This window comes from Nonomuraea polychroma (assembly GCF_004011505.1).
Lineage (GTDB): Bacteria > Actinomycetota > Actinomycetes > Streptosporangiales > Streptosporangiaceae > Nonomuraea > Nonomuraea polychroma.
In genome coordinates this window covers 6,100,216-6,120,825 of the sequence record NZ_SAUN01000001.1, presented here as the reverse complement: position 1 = coordinate 6,120,825, position 20,610 = coordinate 6,100,216, and the positions used below count along the sequence as shown (strand labels likewise).

The window sequence follows — 20,610 nt, the reverse complement described above, 5'->3', positions numbered from 1 at the left end:
AGCATGATCCTTCGTGAACCCCCCGTTCTCTGCTTACGTCGATGAATCCATGCTGCTCGCACGCGGCCTGTATTTGATGGCGGCGGTGCTGGTGGCCCCGCACCAGGCCGACCGCTATCGCGCCGAGCTCCGCGCGCTGCTCCTGCGAGGTCAGCTGCGGCTGCACTGGCGCGACGAGAACGACAAGCGTCGGGCACAGCTCATCGAGGCTGTGACGGCGTTGCGGCCGCTTGGCGTCATTGTCGCCGGTACCGGCCTGGATTCGAGGCGTCAGGAGCGAGCGCGTCGGAAGTGCATGGAATGCCTTCTCTGGGAACTCGGCAATCATCATGTGGACGATGTGGTCTTCGAACGTCGGCACAGCGAGCTCGATCAACGGGATCACGAAATGGTCGTGATTCTAAAAGGTCGCCACGCGATCCCGCCAAGGCTGCGTCTGTCGTGGCATCACCCAGAGGCGGAGCCTCTGCTGTGGCTGCCGGACATCGTGGCGGGCGCAAAGTCGCTAGCCGAGCGCGGTGATGAAAGGTTCTGGAGCCAAGTAAACGCCGACCTGCTGGTGCTCAACATCGATGCCCGCTGAGAAGCGCGAAGCCCGGGCTTCCGTCGTCCGGCGGTCCACCCGGGCCCACTTCCATCCCCCCCGCAGGAGGGCGGCGATGCCCCTACTGTACCCGAACGCGCACGGATAGTCACGTGGAATGCGCAGGCCCGGGCTCCTGTCAATTCCGGCAGTACACCCGGGCCCACTTCCCATCCTCCCCGTAGGAAGGCGGCGTGCTGCGACCTTACCGTTTACCCCTTGTCGAAGCTCGCGAAATACGTAGCCGCCATGTCCTCATCGCCGTGCCCCTGAGCCTCCGCTCGCCGGAACCTCTCCCCGGCCGCCGCCACCACGTCCAATCTCACCCCGGCCGATTCCCCGGCCTCGACGATCAGCCGCGTGTCCTTCTCGGCATTGGACACCGTGAAGCTGGGCGTGAAGTCACCCTCCATGATGGCCTTGGACTTGGCCTGGAAGTAGGCGTTGTCCAGCGGCCCGCCGCTGATCACCTGGCGCACCAGATCGGGGTCCATGCCCAGGCCCTTCGCCAGCGCCAGCGACTCGGCCACGACGGCGGTGAGGGAGATGGCGTAGCTCACGGATGCCATCTTCAGCTTGGACCCCGTGCCCTCCGCCCCGTCCTCGCCCAGCCACAGGGTCCGCTGGCCGACCGCGTCAAAGACGGGCTCCAGCACCTTCCTGGCCGCCGACGGCCCCGCCGCCAGAATGATCAGCTTGCCCTGCTCGGCCGGCGCCTTGGTGCCCTGGACCGGCGCGTCCGCGAACGTCAGCCCTTGCTCGGCCGCCAGTGCGGCCAGCCCCGCGACCGCGTCCACGCCCACCGTGCTCATCTGCGCCCACACCTGCCCGGACCGCAGCCCGGGAGCGGCGGCGGTCATTGCGGCGCGTACCGTGTCGCCGTCGCTCAGCATCGTGACGATCACGTCCGCGCCCTCGACCGCCTCCGCCGGCGAGCCCGCCACGACCGCGCCGTCGGCCGCCAAGGGCTCGGCCTTCGCCCTGGTACGGTTCCACACCGTGACACGCAGGCCGGACTTGAGCAGGTTGCGGGCCATGGGAGCGCCCATGATCCCCGTTCCGAGTACCGCGACAGAAGTCATGGAATCACCGTATGACTGCCGGGGGAGCGGCCTGCGGCCGGGGAGCCGGTAAGCCGACTGGAACAAGGTTTTAACGGCGTGGAAACACCGCGGGAGTGCACTGAGGGGGACTCACCGAGAGCGTGAGGCGCACCTAGGGTTCCGCCGGTTCGCGGGTCTGGTCCGAGAGGTGCAGGCGGCCTGTGCCGGCCGCTCCACGGCGGGACAAAAGCCCGGGAGGTCAGCCAACGCCTGGCTGCCTTCCGGCCGGGCGACGATCATTCGGAGCTCGAATGCACTGGCACCCCCGCAAACTCCACGACGACTACGGACCCGAGGCGCGCTTCGCCGTCGAACGCGAGGCCGAACTGCCCACCACCGCCTGGGACCGCGAGGTGGCCCGCGCTCTGGAGCTGGGCCTGCAGGGCGCCGACTCCATCGTGGACCGGCGCATCCCCACCTTCTCGCGCGGAGAGTTGCCGCACTTCGCGGGCATCAACACCTTCCTCAAGGCCCCGTACGTCGAGGACGTGCGCACCTGCGGCGACTACGACGTGGCCGTGCTGGGCGCACCGTTCGACGGCGGGACCACGTACCGCCCCGGCACCCGGTTCGGCCCGCAGGGCATCCGCCGCATCTCCGCGCTGTACGGCCCGTACAGCTTCGAGCTGGGCGTGGACCTGCGCGAGTCGATCACGATGGCCGACCTCGGCGACATCTTCACGATCCCCGGCAACATCGAGAAGACCTTCGACCAGATCTCCAAGGCCGTCTCCCACGTGTACGCCAGCGGCGCCTTCCCCGTCGTCCTGGGCGGCGACCACTCGATCGGCTACCCGACGGTACGCGGCGTCGCCGAGCACCTGTCCGGAAATCTCGGGATCATCCACTTCGACCGGCACGTCGACACCCAGGAGACCGACCTCGACGAGCGGATGCACACGACGCCGTGGTTCCACGCCACCGACATCCCGAACGTGCCCCCGCAGAACCTCGTCCAGATCGGCATCGGCGGCTGGCAGGCCCCCAGGCCCGGCGTGAAGGTGGGTCGCGAGCGCGGCACCACCATCATGACGGTCACCGACTGCGTCGAGATGGGCATCGAGGCGGCCGCGGAAAGGGCGCTGGAGGTGGCCTGGCGCGGCGCCGAGGCGGTGTGGTTGTCGTTCGACGTGGACTGTCTGGACGCGGCGTTCGTGCCGGGCACCGGGTGGCCGGAGCCGGGCGGGTTCCTGCCGCGGGAGGTGCTCAAGTTCATCCAGATCATCGCCGACGCGGCGCCGCTGGCCGGGATCGAGGTCGTCGAGTGCAGCCCACCGTACGACAACGCCGACATCACCTCGCTGATCGCCACCCGCGTCATCTGCGACACGCTCGGCTGCCTGGTCCGCTCCGGTCACCTGCCGTCCAAGAAGAAGGAGGCCGCGTCATGATCCGCCGGCTCCTGGCCGCCGCCCTGCTCGTCCTCTGCGCCGCCTGCGGCGGCGGCCAGTCCGCCGCGCCCACGGGCTCCGGCGGGAAGGCCGTCACCCTGGGTTTCTCCGCCTGGCCCGGCTGGTTCCCGTGGCAGGTCGCCCAGGAGAAGGGGTTCTTCGCCAAGAACGGGGTCACCGTCGAGCTGAAGTACTTCGACAGCTACACCGACAGCCTCACCGCCCTCGCCACCGGCAACATCGACGCCAACAGCCAGACGCTCAACGACACGCTCGCGTCCGTCTCCGGCGGTGCCCGGCAGACGGTCGTGCTGGTGAACGACAACTCCACCGGCAACGACCAGATCATCGCCAAGCCGGGCATCACGTCGGTGGCGCAGCTCAAGGGCAAGACGGTCGCCGCCGAGCAGGGGACCGTGGATCATTACCTGCTGCTGCTCGCCCTGCGCAAGGCTGGGCTGAAGCCGAGTGACATCACGTTCAAACCGCTGCCGACGGATGCGGCGGCGGCCGCGTTCAAGGCAGGGCAGGTGGACGCGGTCGGCGTGTTCGCGCCCTTCACGACGACCGCGCTGGAGCTGCCCGGCGCCACCGCGATCGCCACGTCCAAGGACTTTCCCGGGGCCATCCCGGACCATCTGGTGGTGTCGCGCTCTCTCGCGGCCGACCGGCCGGAGGTCGTGCAAGGGCTGGTGAAGACCTGGTTCGACACGCTGACCTGGATCGGGGCGAACAAGGCGGAGGCTCGTACGATCATGGCCGGGCGGGCAGGGGTGAGCGAGCAGGCCTACGCCGACTACGACGCCGGGACCACGATCTTCTCGCTCGCCGACAACCTGGAGGCGTTCAGCTCGGGGAGCCTGGAGAAGCAGGCCAAGGAGATCGGTGCTTTCCTGATCCAGTCGGGCCTCGCTGACACGTCCCCGCCGCTGGACGGCCTGCTGGATGCGCGCTTCGTCCAGGGGGTGTCATCATGAGTGGTCCACCTGCCCGTACGGCATCCGCCCAGAGCGCCGAGTCAGCGCGGTCGAGGTCCGTGCCACCGGGCGGGGGCCCCTCACAAGAGGTGGCCGCCGCACCGACGAGCGAGCGGCGGTCAGGAGACCGCGCCGACTGGCCGCCGCTCCCCAAGCGCCCCATCCGGGGCGGGGCGCGCACGACCGCCTCACCGCTCGCCCGCTTGCTGCCCCGGCGGCCGGGGAGTGCCCGTGGGTGGCACGGCCGGGCGTTGCGGGGCCGGACGCGGTGGGGGCTGCGGGCCGTGGCGGTGCTCGTGCCGCTTGCCCTCTGGTGGGCCGTCAGCTCCATAGGCGTCGTCGACCCCACCTTCCTGCCCTCGCCGGTCGCGGTCGCGCAGGCGTTCGCCGAGATGGCAGCCAGTGGGCAACTCCTGACGGACGCCGGCGCCAGCCTGGGCAGGGTGAGCGCGGGATTCGGGCTGGCGGTGGTGATCTCGGTGCCGCTGGGCATGGCCATGGGCACGTCCCAGGTCGCCCTGGCGCTGCTGGAGCCGGTGATCGGGCTGCTGCGGTACCTGCCGGCGTCGGCGTTCATCCCGCTGCTGATCATCTGGCTCGGCCTCGGCGAGCCGTCCAAGATCGCGATCCTGGTCATCGGGGTGGTGTTCTTCAACACGCTCATGACGGCCGACGCGGTGCGCGCCGTCCCCGGGGAACTGCGCAAGGCCGCCGCCACTCTGGGGGCGACGCGAGGCGAGGTGCTGCGCAAGGTCGTGTGGCCGTACGCGCTTCCCGGCGTCCTCGACGCGATGCGCGTGAACGCCGCCGCGGCATGGAACTTCGTGGTCGTCGCGGAGCTGATCGCCGCCGAGTCCGGGCTCGGCTACCGGATCGTCCGCGCCCAGCGTTTCCTGCAGACCGACCGCATCTTCGCGGTGCTCGTCGTGATCGGCGTCGTCGGTCTCGCCATCGACGTCGGCCTGAGGCTGGCCAGGGCCAGGATCGGGAGGTGGGTGGGGTGACGCTCGTGCTGCGCGACGTCGTCAAGGAGTACGCCGGCCACCGCGTCCTCAACGGCATCGGCCTGGAGGTGGGACGCGGCGACTTCGTCTGCATCGTGGGCGCCAGCGGTTCGGGCAAGTCCACGCTGCTCAGCATGATCGCCGGCCTGGAGCCGGTCACCGGCGGCACGATGGAGCTCGACGGCGTTCCCGTGAGCGGGCCGGGCCCCGAGCGCGGGCTGGTGTTCCAGTCGGGGGCGCTGTTCCCGTTCCTCACGGTCGCCGAGAACGTCGGGTTCGGCCTGCGGCTGCTGCCCCTGCCCGCCGCCGAGCGCGAGCGGCGTGTCCAGTGGTACCTGTCGGAGGTCGGACTGTCGACCCTCGCGCACGCGTTGCCCAGGCACCTGTCGGGAGGGCAGCGGCAGCGGGTGGCGATCGCCCGGGCACTGGCCTGCGAGCCGTCCATCCTGCTGCTCGACGAGCCGTTCGGCGCCCTCGACGTGCAGACGAAGGAGGACATGCAGCTCTTCCTGCACCAGGTCTGGCGCGACACCGGCGCGACGGTGCTCATGGTGACGCACGACGTCGAGGAGGCCGTGCTGCTCGGCAGGCGCGTGATCGTGCTCACGTCCGACCCGGGACGCGTGGCGGCCGAGTTGCCCGTGCCGCTGCCCGACCGCCGGGAGATCGGGCTCAAGCGGACGCCGGACTTCCTCGACCTCCGCGCGACGGTCGAGGACCTCATCAGAGGACGAGTATCGACACGAGATTAGTTCCTTTACCGTTATCCGCTATTGACGGGAAACGACGCGCCTTCCTAGGTTTCGGTCATGACCCTAATGAAACGCTTACTGGCGTGCGGCATGGTGACCGCCCTCGCCGTGCTCGGCGCCGCCCCAGCGGTCGCGTCGGCGCCACGCGTGGAGGATCTCGGCGTTCCCCTGGAGGACGTGCTGCTGATCGGCGGCGTGGTGGCTCCGGGACCCGGCGGCCGGACCGTGCTGTGGGGCGCCTCCTCGGGTGCCCCCGCCCACCTCAACGCGGTCGATCCCGCGACCGGCGCCGAGGTGGGCAGGTACGACCTGCCGGGCGCCGCCGGCTCCTGGGCCGTGGACGCCGCTCCGGACGGCGGCGTCTACGTCGGCACGTACGGCGACGGCCGCCTCTACCGCTGGACGGACCAGGGCGGCGTCCAGGACCTCGGCAGGCCCCTGCCCTCGGAGAACTTCATCTGGACCGTGGCCGCGGGCGAGGGCGCCACCGTCTACGGCGGCACCTCGCCGGGCGGCCGGCTGTTCGCCTACGACCCGGCGACCGGCGTGCGCGACTACGGCAGGCTCTCACCCAGCCACGCCTACGTCCGCAGCGTCTCCTACGCCGACGGGAAGATCTACGCGGGCACCGAGGCCCCCGCAGCCGTTTTCGAGATCGACGCCGCCTCCGGCGCGACCAGGCAACTGCCCACGCCCGACGGACTCGACCCGGCAGGCAAGTGGGCCTACGACGTGAACGTCGCGGCCGGCTACCTCTACGTCCGCTTCGGCGGTTCGAGCCCCGGCCCGCTGCACGTCTGGGACATCGCCGCCGGCCGGTGGAGCGACACGCTCGACGTCGCGCACGGCCTGGACGTCTCGCCCCCGGACGACGACGGCGCGGTCTACCTGGTCAAGAGCGGTGAGCTGGTCCGCTACGACCCCCGCACCAAGGGCACGACGGGGACAGGCGTGCCCATCACGGGCCGGGTGGCCAACACGCGCGGCATCGGCTGGGCCGAGCTGGGCCTGCCGGACTATCCGGGCAAGAGCGTCGTCGGACTGCTGTGGCGCGGCCTGATGTTCCGCTACAACCCGCAGACCGGCGCCAAGTCGTTCGTGCAGACGGCGGTCAAGGGCGAGCCCATCGACGTGACCGCGCTCGCGGAGGGCCCCGACGGCCGCATGTACGCCGGCGGCTTCCTCAACGGCGGCTTCGCCGCGCTGGACCCGGAGACGGGCAAGAGGGAGGAGTTCCACACGTTCTCCCAGAGCGAGGACATGACCGCCCACGACGGCAAGCTCTACATCGGCGCTTATCCCGAGGCCAGGGTGTACGCCTACGACCCGGCGCTGCCGTGGAACAGCACCGAGTACTCGCCGAGCCCCGAGCCAGGCCCGGCGGCGAACCCGGCCCGGCTGTTCGACCTGGCCGCGGACCAGCAGATCAGGCCGCGGGCTCTGGTGTCGGCGGGCCGCTATCTTGCCGCGGGCACCATGCCCGACCTCGGTCACCTGGGCGGCGTGCTGGCGGTGTGGGATCCGCGGACCGGGACGCTCAAGCACGCGCAGCGCCATGTGGTGAAGGACCAGAGCATCGTCTCCCTCGCCTACCACGACGGCGTGCTCTACGGCGGCACGTCCATCTACAGCGGCCAGTCGGCCACGCCGCCGACGCAGCCGGAGGCCAAGCTGTTCGCCTGGTCGGTGAAGGAGAACCGGCTGCTGTGGGAGATCGTCCCCGCCCCGGGCAAGCCCGCCGTCCCGGCGCTGGCGTTCGACGACCGGGGGCGGTTGTGGGGGATCGCCGGTGGCGAGGTGTTCGCGGTCAGCACGGCCGCCCGCAAGGTGGTCGAACGCGTGACGCTGTCGGGCAGCAAGAGCGCGAGCGGGCAGCTCGCCTTCAACCGGCGCGATCACGTCCTGTACGGCGCGCACGCCGGCCAGTACGTCTTCTCCCTCGACCCGCGGACCGGGCGGCACACCGTGCTGCGGCAGGGACCCGTGCACCAGCTCGCGGTGCACGGGTCCGGGGACGTCTACTTCGCCGAGGGACCGCGCCTGTTCCGGCTGACCGGTCAGCAGACGCGGTAGGTGTAGAAGTTCTCGAAGCGTGACAGGTAGAGGTGGCCGTCGGGACCGAGGGTCAGGTTGGAGATCGGGCGGGCGATGAGCGCGAGCGCCATCGTCCCCGGATCCATCCGGTACGCCTTCCCCTGCACCTTGCCCCACAGGAAGCCCTTGTGGAAGACGAGGTGGGTGTCCAGCCAGACCTGCGTGGCGCTGGACCAGGGATAGGTCTGGTGCTTGACGCTCCTGACGGTCCGTCCGCTGGCCGGGTCCAGCTCGAACAGGGTGTCCGGGGTCAGCCCCCACAGCCGCCCGGCGCCGTCGAAGGCGATCGAGCCGAGCGCCAGGTCGCCGGGCACGGGAGTGGTCTGCCAGAGGAGCGAGTCCGTGGCGATGTCGTACGCGAACGCCACGGCCTCGCCCCGCGGCGTGCTGGTGCCGCCGAAGGCCGAGGTGGCGCCGTAGACGATCCCGTCGCGGTAGGCCAGCCCGATGATGCTGTGGCCCGGGATGATGTCCCGTCTGATCACCGTGCGCCCGGTGGCGGGATCGAGCAGGCCGAGCGCGCCGCCATGGGTGCCGGACTTGGGCACCGTGCCGAACGCCAGCCAGTCGCCCGCGGAGATCATCGCGAAGGGCCGGTCCTGCTCCTGGCCGCCGAGGTCGAGGAGCAGCCTGGGCGCGGTCCCGTCGAACTCGTAGATCCGCGCGCCGGGGTAGACGCCGAGGTAGAGCTTGCCCTTGTGGGTGACGATGCCCTCGCTCTGGCCGACGTTCGGCCAGTACGCGGACTCACCGGTGGCGGGATCGTAGGCGGCCAGGCCCCCGGTGAAGAAGCCGCCCGCGTAGATCCGGCCGTCGGGGCCCGCGCCGAGTGAGCGGATGCTGACGGGCTGGCCGGTCAGCGTGCCGTCGAGCAGCCGGCTCTGCCCGGTCTTGCGGTCGAAGTGCCAGATGCGGCCGGTGGAGCTGGTGCCGACGAGCGTGTGCCCGAGCCAGCCGAGCGTGCGAGCGGCGCCTTCGCCGTACTCGGTGAAGCCCAGCTTGGTGATCTTCCCGGTCTCGAGGTCGTACTTGGCGAGTTCGCTGTTCTGGAACAGGTAGAGGTCCTGGCCGTGCCTGCCGCCGCCGACGGTGAGGCTGTCGACGTCCGGCACGACGTCCTTCCACTTGCGTTCGTCCAGGTCGTACACGCCCATGGGGTTGGTTCCCGTGGAGGTGCCGAAGCGGACGAGCAGGTGGCGTCCGGCCACGTCCACGTCGTAGGCGTAACCGCTGCCCTCGATCGGCGGGTCGATCACCCGCTGGAGCGTGCCGTCGGGGGAGAGCACCGCGACCTTCATGCTGACGGCGCCGACGCCGGCGTACACGGTGCCGTCCTCGCCCACGGCGAGGTCCCTGACGAACTGGTCGCCCGGGACCGGGCTGCCCAGGTCGGTGTACCGGCCGGTCGCGGTGTCGTAGCGGAAGAGCTTGCCCGTGGGCGAGGTGCCCCCGTAGACGGCCGAGCCGTCGGGGGCGGCGGCGACGGTCCAGATGAACGTCTCGGTCGCGATGGGGATGCCGAGCTCGCTCACGTGGTCGGTGGACGGGGTGTAGCGGAAGAGGCGGCCCATCGCCCCGGCCGTGGCGTTGTAGCTGCCCACGTACACCGAGTGGTCCGGGGCGACGGTGACGGCCCAGGAGCCGAGGGCGAGCGGGAGTGGCCGCTCGGCGATCAGACGGCCGTCGCGGGCGTCCCTGATCCCGAGCAGTGCCGGGCCGGAGGCGCTGGAGGTGACGGAGTAGACGCGCGGGCCCTGCGGGTGGGTGGCGTCCAGTGCGGTGCCCGCGGTGGTGGCACCCGTCAGGGGGAGCCTGCCGAGGGTGTGGAAGCCGCATCTCGTGGGCGGGGCTGATGCGGATTCGGCCTGGGCCGGAGCGAAGAGAGATAAGACGATGAGGAGTGCTGCTGCCAAGATGCGCATGTGCGACCTCCGATGGCTGATAACGGCCTTGACCGTAATTGGTCGGCGGCTCCGTGGCAAGATGGGCGGATGGGGCCGGTGCAGATCATCGCGGTGCGACACGGACAGAGCCAGGCCAACTTCGCTCATGAGCAGGCCGGCGACCGGCCGCTCTTCTACGAGCCAGGCGACCACGAGGTCACGCTGACCGAGCTGGGCAGGATGCAGGCCGCCGCGCTGGGCCGGTTACTGGCGGGCATGCCCGCCGCCGAGGTCCCCGAGCTGGTGTGGTGCTCGCCCTACCTGCGGGCGCTCGACACGTGGAAGATCGCGCAGCACGCGTGGGGCGTGGACCCGCTTCCCGTCAGCGTGGACGAGCGCCTCAGGGACCAGGAGGCGGGGGCGTTCGCGCACTACAACCTGCCAGCGATCAGGGAGCGGTTCCCCGAGGAGCTGGCGCGGCGGGAGGAGGAGGGCGCCTACGCCTTCCGGCCGCCCGGCGGCGAGTCCCTGGCGGACGTCGTCGTCCGGCTCAGAGACTTCCTGAAAGATCTGGACGGGCGGGCGGACGGGCGGCGGGTGCTGATCGTCGCCCACGACTCGGTGGTGCTGGGGTTGCGCCACGTCATCGCGGGCGGCCCGGACGCGGAGCTGGCGGCCGTGCTCGCGTTCGCGCCGGTGCTCAACGCGTCCGTCTCCGTCTGGCGCACCGGCGGCGGCCGGTTCGACCTCGTCCGCTTCAACGACGTCGCGCACCTCACGTCCGGATGACGAGATCGGCCCGCTCGCGGGTGCGGTCCGCCGCGAACCACGCCTTCTCGGCCGCGAACCACTCCCGCCACCGCGGCTCCAGCCCGGGCCCGTCCCGCTCCAGCACGCGGGCGAAACGCACCGGCTCCGCCGCCTCCAGCCATACCGCGAACGCCAGCAGGTGGGCCGCCGAGGCGCGGGCCGTGCCGACGCCCTCGATGACGAGGGCCGGCGCGACCGGGACCGTCACCTGCTCGGCGTACTCGCCGCGCACCCAGTCGTACCTGCGGAATCCTCCAGGCTGACCGTGCTGGAGCGGGTGCAGCACCTGCTCCTCCAAAGCGTGGAACCAGTGTCCGGGGCCCTCCTCCCATGGCACGGGGAAGTCGTCGCTGTGGATCACCTGGCACGCGAGCGCCGCCCCCAGCCGCTTCGCGAACGTGGTCTTGCCCGCCCCGGCGGGCCCGTCGACGGCCACCAGGCGGACCGGCCCGCAGGAGGGCGGCAGGCTCCTGATGCGGTCGGCCAGCGAATTCATCGACCCAGGTTAGATGACGGGGGACGGGCAACTGAGAGAATGTTCTTTCGCTCGAACGCACAAGCAGCCCGGACGCACAAGCAGCCCGGACGCAAGCAGGAGGACAACCGTGCTCGGACCCCTCGGTGACATCGTCGTGCTCGACCTGTCCAGGGCCCTGGCCGGGCCGCACGCGGCGCAGATGCTCGGCGATCTGGGCGCACGGGTGATCAAGGTGGAGCATCCGGACGGAGGCGACGAGTCACGCGGATGGGGCCCGCCGTTCGTGGGCCCCGATCAGGATATTTCGACGTATTTTCTGGCGGCCAACCGTAACAAGCAGTCCATCGCCGTCGACATGAAGTCCCCCGAGGGCAAGCAGCTCATCGAGCGCCTCGTCCGCCAGAGCGACGTGCTCGTCGAGAACTTCCGCACCGGCGTGCTCGACCGCCTCGGCTTCTCCGTCGAGCGGCTGCACGAGCTCAACCCGCGCCTGGTCATCCTGTCGATCACCGGATTCGGCCACGACGGCCCGGAGGGCGGCCGGCCCGGCTACGACCAGATCGCGCAGGGGGAGGCCGGGCTGATGTCGCTGACGGGCCCCTCGCCCGACGAGCCGTACCGCGTCGGCGCCTCCATCTCCGACCTGCTGGCCGGCATCCATGGCGCCTACGGCGTGGCGGCCGCGCTCTACGAGCGCGCGCGCACCGGCAAGGGGCGGGTCGTCCGCACCTCGCTGCTGGCCGCCGTCACCGGCGTGCACGCCTACCACGGCACCGCATGGACGGTGGGCGGCCAGGTGCCCGCCGCCAGCGGCAACCACCACGTCTCCATCGCCCCGTACGGCTCCTTCCGCTGCGCCGACGGCATGCTGCAGATCGCCGCCGCCAACGAGGGCCAGTGGCGCAAGGTCGCCACCCTGCTCGGCATCGACCCCGAGACTCCCCGATACGCCACGAACAAAGACCGGCGCGCCCACCGCGACGAGCTGATCGCCGACATGGAGAAGGCCCTGGCCGCCCACGACCGCGCCCACTGGCTGGCCGAGCTGGGTGAGGCCGGAGTGCCGGCCGGTGCGATCAGATCGCTCGACGAGGTCTATACCTGGGACCAGACCCGTTCGCAGGGCCTGGTCGTCGAGGTGGAGCACCCGGTGCTCGGCCGCATCGAGCTGCCCGGGCCGCCGCTGCGCTTCGACGGGCTGACCGAGGTGGAGCACACCGCGCCGCCCCTGCTCGGCCAGGACGGCGACGCGGTGCTGGACTGGCTGGAGGAACGTGAAGGATGATTCACGATCGGTGGCACCGTCTGATGCGCTCGCGCGTCAACATTGCAACATCGGCAGATAATTAGGGAGCGATAGTGAGCCGTCCGGACGCGCGCACACTGATCGAAACGGTCCTCGACCGGGGATCGTGGAAGTCGTGGGACGCGCCGCCCGCCGACCCGGCCGAGCCCGGCTCCTCCTATGCCGACGAGCTGGCCGCCGCCCGCGTCAAGTCCGGCTATGACGAGGCGGTGATCAGCGGCGAGGGGCTGCTCGGCGGTCGCAGGGTGGCCGTCGTGGCGTGCGAGTTCTCGTTCATGGCCGGCTCGATCGGGGTGGCGGCGGCCGAGCGGTTCGTGTCGGCGGTCGAGCGGGCCACCCGCGAGCGGCTGCCGCTGCTGGCCGCGCCCGCTTCCGGGGGCACGCGCATGCAGGAGGGCGCGCTCGCGTTCGTCCAGATGGTGAAGATCACGGCCGCGCTCCAGGCACACCGGCTCGCCGGGCTGCCCTACCTGGTGTATTTGCGGCATCCGACGACGGGCGGGGTGTTCGCGTCGTGGGGATCGCTCGGGCACGTCGCCGCCGCCGAGCCAGGGGCCTTGATCGGGTTCCTGGGTCCGCGGGTGTTCGAGGCGCTGCACGGCTATCCCTTTCCCGACGGCGTGCAGGTCGCTGAAAACCTGCACAGCAAGGGGCTGCTCGACGCCGTGGTCTCGGCCGGCGACCTGCGGGAGATCGCGATCAAGGCGCTGGCCGTGCTGGCCGCCGACCGGTCCGCCGTCGAGGCGGGACCGGCCCCTGAGGAGGACCTGCGGCCGGTGGAGGCGTGGGAGGCGATCACCCGCTCGCGCCGCGACGACCGGCCGGGCGTGCGTGCGCTGCTCAAGCTCGCCGCCACTGACGTGACCCCGCTCAGCGGCACGGGGGAGGGGGAGAACGAGCCGGGGCTGCTGCTGGCGCTGGCCAGGTTCGGCAGCGCGCCGGCCGTGGTGCTCGGCCAGGACCGGCGGGTCCAGCGGGCCAGCTCGCCGCTCGGCCCGGCGGGGCTCCGGGCGGCCAGGCGCGGCATGCGGCTGGCCGCCGAGCTGGGCCTGCCGCTGATCACCGTGGTCGACACGGCCGGAGCCGACCTGTCGAAGGCGGCCGAGGAGGGCGGGCTGGCCGCCGAGATCGCCCGTTGCCTGGCCGAGCTCGTCATGCTCGACGCGCCGACCGTCTGCCTGCTGCTCGGTGAGGGCGCGGGCGGCGCGGCGCTGGCCCTGCTGCCCGCCGACCGGGTGCTCTGCGCGCAACACGCCTGGTTGTCGCCGCTGCCGCCCGAGGGCGCCTCGGCGATCCTCTACCGTTCGGTCGACTTCGCTCCCGAGATCGCCCAGGCGCAGCGCATCCGCGCCACCGACCTGCGGCACGACGGCATCGTGGACCGGGTCATCCCGGAGCTGCCGGACGCCGCGTACGAGCCGAGGCAGTTCTGCGAGCGGGTCGGGCGGGCGCTGGAGCACGAGATCGCGGGATTGCTGGCGATGAACCCGGCGGACCGTCTCGCGGCCCGCCAGGCCCGCTACCGCACCATGGGTCAGCGGTAGGTCCACACCTCCTTGCCGTCGGCGTCATAGCCCGTGAGGGTCGCTCCCTCGCCGAAGTCGGTTCCCTTGGGCGTCACGCCCGCGAACAACGTCACGCCCTGCCCCCAGGGATCGGGCACGGCCGCGGCTGTGGCGGTCCCGCCGACCTTCAGGGTCATCACGACCTTGGCCGTGCCGGCGGGCGCGTAGCCGTACCAGGCGTTGTCGCCGTGGCTCCAGTACGCCGGCCGCCGGGCGTCGAACTGCTCGCTCAGCTTCGCGCCGGGGACCGGCCCGGGAAGGGCCGGCACCATCTCGCCGTCCTCCCAGAAGGCCATGCAGCTTCCGCTCAGGAGTGCCGTGATGTTCTCGGGCAAGGCGAGTCGGTCGGACGCGGACGAGGCGACCTGCCTGCCACAAGCCTTGTCGAAGGTGGCGACCGGCCGGGCCGCCTGGCCCTGGACCTTCAGGATGTAGCCCCCGACCTGGGCGTCGAGCGGCACCGAGGCGTGCCAGACCCGCAGCGGGGCGCCCTCGCCGCGCAGGAACTCGGCCCGCACCCGCCGCCCGTCGGCGAGCACCGCCTCGACCCACTCCCAGTCGTCGCGGGCCGGGCCGAAGTGGATGACGGCTCCCGGCTCCGGCAGGTAGGCGGTCGTCGACTGGACCGGGAAGGAATGCTCCTGGCCGGTGGCGGCGCACCACATCATACCCCGGTCGGCCGGTGAGGCGCCTCCGGACGCGCAGAACATCTGCGGGTCGCCGTCGTGCTGGGAGAACCAGACGCGCATCGGCCGGCCGGAGCCCTCGGTGCCGGGGACGGCCATCACGGGGCCGATCGTCCGGGTGTCCGGGCCGGGGTTCTCCCTGGACGGTTCCTCATGCCGCCAGATCTCCTTGCCCGTGGTGTCGTAGGCGACCGCGCGGTAGCCCTGGTACCCGTCGCCGTCCACGCCGGCGTCGGCGAACAACACGATGCCCAGGCCCCACGGATCGGGCCGGGTCTCCAGGCTGGTGGTGCCCCCGCCGCTGACGGACACCTCGACCCTGGCCACGCCGTCCCGGGCGTAGCCGGTGATGACGTCGTCGCGCACGTTCACGATCACCGGCGCGTCCCGTGTGGTCGCCAGGCCCCCGCCGAGGTGCGCGCCGTTCCGCGACCAGTTCAGCTCGGCGCCGTCCTTCGTCCGGTGCGGCCGCACGGTGATGCCGTCGGACAGCTCCATGGCCGGGCCCATCGCCGGCCCGGACGGCGGCGAGAGCATGTCGCGGGACGATCGCGCGATGCTCCTGCCCTGCTCGTCGGCGTACTCGACGCTGGTCATCGCGTCCTGGGCCGGATAGGTCACCGTCCAGATCCGGTACGGCGCCCCCTCCGGGGTCACCAGCGTGCCCGTGATCTTCCGCCCGGACGTCGTGATCCCGGTGACGGCGCCGATGTTCCGCGTCGCCACGCCCCAGTCCAGTGCTGTCGCCGCCCCGTCGCGCAGGGTGCTGCCCGAGAACCAGACGTCCCACTGCTCCGGCACGTCCGAGCAGCCGCCGTACGGGTTCCCTGCGGCCCGCTCCGCGATGTAGCAGACCTCGGGATAGCCCGCCCGCGCCTTGGCGAACCAGAGCCGCAGCGGCTTGCCCTCGGTCGGATTCTCCACGGTCACCTGCTCGCCGGCGGGCGTACGATCACGCATGAGCTCCCGGTAGATCGCGTCAGGGTCGGCCGCGGTGTTCCTGCCCAGGCCCCCGTTGAGCAGGACGGGAACGAACACGGCCAGCAGCGCCGCGGGCAGCGCGGCCACGAGGAGCCGGCCGGGGCGGCGGCGCGGCCGGCGGGCGAGCACCCGCGCCCAGGCGTCCGGGCTCGCCTCGTAGGTCCGGGCGCGCGCGTCGAACGCGGCGCGAAGGCGCTCTTCCAGCTGGTCCATCACGCGTCCTCCTCCTTCAGCGCCTTGCCGAGGGCGGCAAGGGCCCTGCTGGCGTGCGTCTTCACCGAGCCGGGCGACACGCCCATGGCGTCGGCGATCTCGCGTTCGGACAGGTCCAGCCAGTAGCGCAGGACCAGGGCCTCGCGCTGGCGGCGCGGCAGGCGGTCGACGGCGGCGAGCAGCTCGCGGTGCTCCTCGGCGACGAGCACGTCGTGCTCGCTGCTGCGCGCCGGTTCAGGGGGCTCGGGGCGGCGCAGCCGGACGAGCCTGAGGTGCCGCAGCCGGTTGCGCGTCAGATTGCAGACGGTCGCGCGCAGGTAGGCCAGCGCGGCCCCGTCGTCGCGCAGCCGCCTGGTGTGCAGCCGGGCGAACGCCTCCTGGGCGATGTCCTCGGGGTCGTCGGCGCCGAGCAGGCCCGCCAGGCGTACCAGGCCTTGGTATTGGGCGGCGAATAACTCGGCGAACGACGGCTGCGCCATGGTCGCTGTGTCGATCACACTTCAGAGACACACGAGGCGCGTGCCGGTTGACTAAGGAACCGGGATACGTTCGACCCGGATGGAGAAGACCTCCTCGCGGGGCACCACAACCTCGTAGGCGCCGTGATCCACCATCCAGTAGCCCAGGGCCTCCGCCTTCATCCCGCTGTGCCCGGTGTAGGCGATGTGCAGCCCGTCCTCGTCCTCGTCCAGCACGATGCACGGCTCCCCGCCGAACGCCCCCACCGTGCGGATCAGGACCAGCCACTCCACCTCGGACCTGGCCACCGTGCGCCGCCAGTAGCCGGCCGCCGGCTCGAAGCCCTCCAGCTCGGCCTCGCTGAACAACACCACCTGGTCGTTGTCGGGTCCGAGTGCGGCGGGCAGGGTCCGCTCGCCGTAGCGGGCCACGAACCCCGACGCCACCGGCGTGATTTCCGCGCTCATGCGGCCGGCCGCCAGGTCAGCCCGTCGTATTCGGCGAAGGGCCGCTCACCGTCCCGGGTGACGTGCACGATCTCCGCCCCGGCCGGGATCGGCATCGGAACGGTGTGGAACTGCGGCACCACGTGGTCGGGCGAGGTGGTGAACCCGTTGCCGGCGAACGGCGGCGCGTCGCTCCAGTCGCCTCCCATGTGGGGCCCGTACGGCACCGCATAGGTGTCCACGTCGCGGGCGAACCACCGCATCACGTAAAGCTCGGGCACCTCGGCGAACAACTCCGATCCGTCGAACGACAGGTCGAGCCCCCAGTAGAGCCCCTCGGGCGTGGTCAGCCTGACGCAGTCCTGCACCCGATAGACGTAGCCGGAGATCACCGTGCGCTTGCCCGACAGGTATGGCACAAGCAGACGCGGCGGGATCACCTTCTGCATCTGCGTTCCGCTCACGGTACTACTTTACGATCGGTTGACCCCTACAAAACCCGGTGTTCCAAGCACGGGAGCGTGGCCCGGGCCGTGGCGGTCCATTCCTGGTCCACCCGCACGACCTGTACGCCGGGCGCGGTGCCGAGATCGGCGCGGACCACGCCCAGCGGATCCACCAGCATGCTGCGCCCCACGCCGTAGCCGTCGGACGACTCGGCCGGGTTGGGCGCCTGGCCGACGGCCGCGGTCCACATCGTGTTCTCCAGGGCCCGCGCCCTGACGAGGGTCACCCAGTGGTCCTCCTTCAGCGGCCCCGACCCCCAGGCCGCGATCACCGCGAACAGCTCCGCGCCCTTGTCGACCAGCGCCCTGGCCATCTCGGGGAAACGGATGTCGTAGCAGGTGATCAGGCCCACCCTGAGCCCGGCCAGGTCCACGACGACCGGCTCGGCCCCGGGCGCGACCAGGTCCGACTCCTTCGCGCCGAACGAGTCGAACAGGTGGATCTTCCGGTACGCCGCCGTGATCGAGCCCCGGCCGTCGATGGCCACCGCCGTGTTGTGCACACGCCCCTCGCCCGGCTCGAAAACACCGGCGATCACCGCCGTGCCGTGCTCGCGTGCCGCCTCCGCCAGGCCCGACACGAACGGCCCGTCCAGCGGCTCGGCCAGGCTCGTGATGCGCCGCCCGTACCGGGTCAGCGTGGCCTCGGGGAAAATGGCCAGATCGGCCCCTTCGGCCCGGGAGAGCGCCTCCCTGGCCCTCTTGAGATTCGTCGACGGATCAGGAGACACCGGGATCTGGCAGAGGGCGATTGTGGTCACGGCCCGACTCTAACCTGTTAGGCACCAGTCGAAACCAGGTCAGGCACCGCCAAACCCACTCGAGCGGGCCGTACCTGAACCGCGCCAGCCACCACCGGCTGAACACCACCTGCGCGGCCACGGTCACCAGCGCCACGGCCACCACCGACCAGCGGGTCGGGTCGGGCTCCCGCAGCGAACCGGTCAGGACGATCACCGCGGTGCCCGAGACGTAGTTCGTCAGCGCCATCTTCCCCAGGGGCTCCAGCACCGCCGACAACGACGGCCGCAGCGCCAGCAGCAGCCCCAGCGAGTACGCCGCCGCCCCGGCCAGCGCGGCCATGCTGTAGGCGAGCCACTCGTTGGTGAGGTCCCACGCGGCCGTCAGCAGCGCGGTGGCCATCGCCGCCGCCGCGAACCCCGGCAGCAGCAGCCACCTGGGCGGCCGCAGCTCCCACAGGGCCATGCCGACCAGGAAGAGGCCGGGGATCAGCAGCGGACCTCCGCCCACCATCAACGCCCACGCGAGCGCCGCCAGCCCCAGCAGCAGCACCGGCATCCCCGGCGCCAGGAACGAGGCGGGCAGCAGCACCACCGCCCCGTAGAAGGCGTAGTCGGTCAGTACCTCGCCCTTGTAGAAGGTGTGCTGGACCAGCCCGATGCAGAACAGCCAGAACAGCCGGCTCAGCAGCGCCCACCGGCTGTTGCCGCGCAGGAAGAGCATGAAGCTGATGCCGAACAGCAACGAGAAGATCGGATAGAACCGGCTCTGGAAGAACGCCTCGATGGTCCAGTCGAGGGTGTTCGGCGGCTCGTGGGGGGTGTGCTGCCAGGTGTTGACCAGCATGATGCCGCCCACCGCGAAGCCGCGGAGGGCGTCGAGCTCTCGGATACGTGTCATAGGACCCAGGTGAACCACCATACGAGGAATCCGCCGCTGATGACGGTTGCGGTGATCTGTGGCCATCGGCGGTCGCGGAGCAGCACCGCCGTGGTCAGTACGGCCGACGCGACCGCGATCCAGGTGTACATGTCCACCACGCCGGGGACGCCGACGGCCAGGGCCGTCGCGTTCCTGGCCGCCTGGCCGTACACGGACTGCGTCACCAGCCCGGCGAACGCCACGCCGGCCAGCCCGCCGAACGCCGCCAGCGACCGGCCCTTCAACGCACCCGTCACCAGCTGGACCAGTGCCGCGAGCGCGAACAGCGCGAACGGCGCGGCCAGCCAGGGCGAACGGGAGATCTGGTACGGAGCGCCGGTCACGTGCAGGTCGCCAGGCCGGTCGGCGTCGTCCAGGCAGGGCGCGGCGGTGTTGGCGGCCGGGTCGGCCACGAACCCGGCGATCTTCCTCCGGGCGCATTCACTGGTGAGGAAGACGGCGTGCGCGGCGCCGGGGATCTCGGCGAAACGGCCGGTGGGGAGCGCCTCGGCGGCGGGCCTGCTGGTCCTGGGCGGGGTGGTGGGGTCGTACTGGCCGCCGAGCACGTACACCGGGGCCTTGGGGACGCTGCCGACCGGCGTGGACTTGGGGAGCCGCCACGCGTCGCACACCGCTTTGTCGGCGTTCACGGTGAATAGCCGGGACTTGGCGGTGAAGGTGTTGAACGGGACCTCGTCCTGGCACTGCACCGCGTGATACAGCCCGAACGCGTGCGACGTCAGCCCCTCGCCCACGGCGTCCGCCAGCGGTCGCAGCAGCTCGTCGTGCCCGCCGGCCAGCGCGGGGACCAGCGTCGGCGCCACCGCGGCCACGTCCGCCTCGTGCAGCGCCTCCGCCATGATCGTGGCCACGTCGTCGCCGGTCATCCGCGCCGTGAACCCCCTGCCGAGCACCGGGTCGGCGACCGGCACCCGCGCCGGTGAGGCGTTCAGCCTGGCGGTCGTGGCCGCGGCTTCGTCCCCTACGCCGAGCAGGGTCATCGTGTCCGCGAGGTTGCGGTCGGCGTCGTCGTACCAGGTGACGCGCTCCGGCAGGAATGAATCCAGCACCACCGAACGGGTGCCCTTCTGGTCGGCCGCGGCCACGTCCAGCATGACCCGCGTCGAGTAGCTGACGCCGAACAGGTTCCACGACTCGTAGCCGAGCTCCCCGCGTAACGCGACGACGTCGGCCGCGATCTCCTTCGTGTTGTACCCCCGCAGGTCGACGCCCTGCTCGCGGAGCCGGTCGCGGCACGTGACGGCGGCCGCCCCCACGTCGGCGGGCGGCGTGCGAAGCTGCCCGAGCAGCGCCGCGGCCGTCTCGGGGCAGCCCAGGGCCGGCTCGGAGTACGGGCCGCCGCGCTGCTCGATCGTCACCACGTCACGGTCCGGGAACATCTGGCTCAGGAAGCCGGTGAGCTGGATCGACGCCGACCCCGGGCCGCCGCTCATGTACACGACCGGATCCGGCTTGTGCCCTCTCACGGTCGAATGGCGCACGGCGTAGCCGACCTTGATCTTCCTTCCGGGTGCGTCCCTGCGCTCAGGCACGGTGAGGAAACCGCAGGTCGTGCGGGGCGGCATGGCGACCGGGCAGTCGCGTGACCCGGGCACGGCGGACTGTGGGGTGAAGGTCATGACGGGAGGCGCGGACAGGGCGAGGGCGAGCACGACCCGAGTGATCACGGGAGGAAGACTAATAGTCTGAC

The 20,610-nt window shown here is 71.3% G+C and carries 19 protein-coding genes and 1 riboswitch; of the genes, 9 read left to right on the top strand and 10 right to left on the bottom strand.

What is annotated here, in order from left to right:
- Window positions 1-13: 13 nt before the first annotated feature.
- Window positions 14-583, top strand: coding sequence for a hypothetical protein (locus EDD27_RS27865; RefSeq protein WP_127935007.1), 570 nt, complete (start codon window positions 14-16; stop codon window positions 581-583).
- A 212-nt stretch (window positions 584-795) separates the two neighbouring features.
- On the opposite strand, the gene EDD27_RS27860 is transcribed toward EDD27_RS27865, so the two are convergent.
- Complete coding sequence (locus EDD27_RS27860) at window positions 796-1,665, bottom strand: NAD(P)-dependent oxidoreductase (RefSeq protein WP_127935006.1); 870 nt, start codon at window positions 1,663-1,665, stop codon at window positions 796-798.
- Between the two features lie 122 nt (window positions 1,666-1,787).
- Window positions 1,788-1,886, top strand: a riboswitch (guanidine-I (ykkC/yxkD leader).
- Window positions 1,887-1,937: 51 nt separating this feature from the next.
- Here EDD27_RS27860 and EDD27_RS27855 point away from each other — a divergent pair.
- From EDD27_RS27855 to EDD27_RS27835, 5 genes are all read left to right on the top strand, one after another.
- Window positions 1,938-3,077 (top strand): agmatinase family protein, encoded by a 1,140-nt coding sequence (locus tag EDD27_RS27855; protein WP_127935005.1) that lies wholly within the window; start codon window positions 1,938-1,940, stop codon window positions 3,075-3,077.
- Entirely contained in the window at window positions 3,074-4,054 is a 981-nt protein-coding gene (locus tag EDD27_RS27850) for an ABC transporter substrate-binding protein (protein WP_127935004.1), read from the top strand. Before EDD27_RS27855 ends, EDD27_RS27850 begins: the two co-directional genes overlap by 4 nt.
- Entirely contained in the window at window positions 4,051-5,058 is a 1,008-nt protein-coding gene (locus tag EDD27_RS27845; protein WP_127935003.1) for an ABC transporter permease, read from the top strand. The genes EDD27_RS27850 and EDD27_RS27845 overlap by 4 nt, the downstream gene beginning before the upstream one ends.
- On the top strand, window positions 5,055-5,810 hold the full coding sequence (locus EDD27_RS27840) for an ABC transporter ATP-binding protein (RefSeq protein WP_164903819.1): 756 nt from the start codon (window positions 5,055-5,057) through the stop codon (window positions 5,808-5,810). The genes EDD27_RS27845 and EDD27_RS27840 overlap by 4 nt, the downstream gene beginning before the upstream one ends.
- A gap of 66 nt (window positions 5,811-5,876) precedes the next feature.
- Window positions 5,877-7,883 carry an outer membrane protein assembly factor BamB family protein gene (locus tag EDD27_RS27835; RefSeq protein WP_164903818.1) on the top strand — a complete coding sequence of 669 codons (2,007 nt, stop codon included), beginning with the start codon at window positions 5,877-5,879 and terminating at the stop codon, window positions 7,881-7,883.
- Here EDD27_RS27835 and EDD27_RS27830 read toward each other — a convergent pair.
- On the bottom strand, window positions 7,868-9,826 hold the full coding sequence (locus tag EDD27_RS27830; protein ID WP_127935000.1) for a hypothetical protein: 1,959 nt from the start codon (window positions 9,824-9,826) through the stop codon (window positions 7,868-7,870). The two genes, EDD27_RS27835 and EDD27_RS27830, sit on opposite strands and share 16 nt — an antisense overlap.
- Window positions 9,827-9,895: 69 nt before the next feature.
- On the opposite strand from EDD27_RS27830, the gene EDD27_RS27825 reads away from it, so the two are divergent.
- A complete protein-coding gene (locus EDD27_RS27825; RefSeq protein WP_127934999.1) occupies window positions 9,896-10,576 on the top strand; it encodes a histidine phosphatase family protein in 681 nt (226 codons plus the stop codon).
- Here the strand turns inward: EDD27_RS27825 and EDD27_RS27820 are convergent.
- Window positions 10,563-11,093: a uridine kinase family protein gene (locus EDD27_RS27820; protein ID WP_127934998.1), complete on the bottom strand. Its 531-nt coding sequence runs from the start codon at window positions 11,091-11,093 to the stop codon at window positions 10,563-10,565. The genes EDD27_RS27825 and EDD27_RS27820 overlap by 14 nt on opposite strands.
- Window positions 11,094-11,202: 109 nt before the next feature.
- On the opposite strand from EDD27_RS27820, the gene EDD27_RS27815 reads away from it, so the two are divergent.
- Both EDD27_RS27815 and EDD27_RS27810 read left to right on the top strand, forming a co-directional pair.
- Window positions 11,203-12,360 (top strand): CaiB/BaiF CoA transferase family protein, encoded by a 1,158-nt coding sequence (locus tag EDD27_RS27815; RefSeq protein WP_127934997.1) that lies wholly within the window; start codon window positions 11,203-11,205, stop codon window positions 12,358-12,360.
- A 74-nt stretch (window positions 12,361-12,434) separates the two neighbouring features.
- Complete coding sequence (locus EDD27_RS27810) at window positions 12,435-13,925, top strand: carboxyl transferase domain-containing protein (RefSeq protein ID WP_127934996.1); 1,491 nt, start codon at window positions 12,435-12,437, stop codon at window positions 13,923-13,925.
- Here EDD27_RS27810 and EDD27_RS54595 read toward each other — a convergent pair.
- Genes EDD27_RS54595 through EDD27_RS27775 form a run of 7 tightly spaced genes read right to left on the bottom strand, consistent with a single transcriptional unit; the run spans window position 13,916 to window position 20,587 of the window.
- Complete coding sequence (locus EDD27_RS54595) at window positions 13,916-15,826, bottom strand: hypothetical protein (RefSeq protein WP_164903817.1); 1,911 nt, start codon at window positions 15,824-15,826, stop codon at window positions 13,916-13,918. The genes EDD27_RS27810 and EDD27_RS54595 overlap by 10 nt on opposite strands.
- Window positions 15,826-16,323 carry a sigma-70 family RNA polymerase sigma factor gene (locus EDD27_RS27800; protein ID WP_241564288.1) on the bottom strand — a complete coding sequence of 166 codons (498 nt, stop codon included), beginning with the start codon at window positions 16,321-16,323 and terminating at the stop codon, window positions 15,826-15,828. The genes EDD27_RS54595 and EDD27_RS27800 overlap by 1 nt, the downstream gene beginning before the upstream one ends.
- 33 nt (window positions 16,324-16,356) lie before the next feature.
- Window positions 16,357-16,752 carry a hypothetical protein gene (locus tag EDD27_RS27795; RefSeq protein ID WP_127934995.1) on the bottom strand — a complete coding sequence of 132 codons (396 nt, stop codon included), beginning with the start codon at window positions 16,750-16,752 and terminating at the stop codon, window positions 16,357-16,359.
- The gene (locus EDD27_RS27790; protein ID WP_241564287.1) at window positions 16,749-17,195 is read right to left on the bottom strand and encodes a hypothetical protein; all 447 of its coding nucleotides are present in this window, start codon (window positions 17,193-17,195) and stop codon (window positions 16,749-16,751) included. Before EDD27_RS27790 ends, EDD27_RS27795 begins: the two co-directional genes overlap by 4 nt.
- Window positions 17,196-17,221: 26 nt before the next feature.
- Window positions 17,222-17,998 carry a carbon-nitrogen hydrolase family protein gene (locus tag EDD27_RS27785; RefSeq protein WP_127934994.1) on the bottom strand — a complete coding sequence of 259 codons (777 nt, stop codon included), beginning with the start codon at window positions 17,996-17,998 and terminating at the stop codon, window positions 17,222-17,224.
- On the bottom strand, window positions 17,958-18,878 hold the full coding sequence (locus EDD27_RS27780) for a DUF418 domain-containing protein (RefSeq protein ID WP_164903816.1): 921 nt from the start codon (window positions 18,876-18,878) through the stop codon (window positions 17,958-17,960). The genes EDD27_RS27785 and EDD27_RS27780 overlap by 41 nt, the downstream gene beginning before the upstream one ends.
- On the bottom strand, window positions 18,875-20,587 hold the full coding sequence (locus EDD27_RS27775) for an alpha/beta hydrolase (protein WP_127934992.1): 1,713 nt from the start codon (window positions 20,585-20,587) through the stop codon (window positions 18,875-18,877). The genes EDD27_RS27780 and EDD27_RS27775 overlap by 4 nt, the downstream gene beginning before the upstream one ends.
- Between the last annotated feature and the right edge of the window lie 23 nt (window positions 20,588-20,610).

What these genes read in the sequence shown, in the direction of transcription:
- EDD27_RS27835 (WP_164903818.1), top strand. Translation starts at nt 5,877, where the DNA reads ATGAAACGCTTACTGGCGTGCGGCATGGTGACCGCCCTCGCCGTGCTC.
- EDD27_RS27820 (WP_127934998.1), bottom strand. Translation starts at nt 11,093, where the DNA reads ATGAATTCGCTGGCCGACCGCATCAGGAGCCTGCCGCCCTCCTGCGGG.
- EDD27_RS27855 (WP_127935005.1), top strand. Translation starts at nt 1,938, where the DNA reads ATGCACTGGCACCCCCGCAAACTCCACGACGACTACGGACCCGAGGCG.
- EDD27_RS27825 (WP_127934999.1), top strand. Translation starts at nt 9,896, where the DNA reads ATGGGGCCGGTGCAGATCATCGCGGTGCGACACGGACAGAGCCAGGCC.
- EDD27_RS27780 (WP_164903816.1), bottom strand. Translation starts at nt 18,878, where the DNA reads ATGACACGTATCCGAGAGCTCGACGCCCTCCGCGGCTTCGCGGTGGGC.
- EDD27_RS27860 (WP_127935006.1), bottom strand. Translation starts at nt 1,665, where the DNA reads ATGACTTCTGTCGCGGTACTCGGAACGGGGATCATGGGCGCTCCCATG.
- EDD27_RS54595 (WP_164903817.1), bottom strand. Translation starts at nt 15,826, where the DNA reads ATGGACCAGCTGGAAGAGCGCCTTCGCGCCGCGTTCGACGCGCGCGCC.
- EDD27_RS27845 (WP_127935003.1), top strand. Translation starts at nt 4,051, where the DNA reads ATGAGTGGTCCACCTGCCCGTACGGCATCCGCCCAGAGCGCCGAGTCA.
- EDD27_RS27850 (WP_127935004.1), top strand. Translation starts at nt 3,074, where the DNA reads ATGATCCGCCGGCTCCTGGCCGCCGCCCTGCTCGTCCTCTGCGCCGCC.
- EDD27_RS27795 (WP_127934995.1), bottom strand. Translation starts at nt 16,752, where the DNA reads ATGAGCGCGGAAATCACGCCGGTGGCGTCGGGGTTCGTGGCCCGCTAC.
- EDD27_RS27830 (WP_127935000.1), bottom strand. Translation starts at nt 9,826, where the DNA reads ATGCGCATCTTGGCAGCAGCACTCCTCATCGTCTTATCTCTCTTCGCT.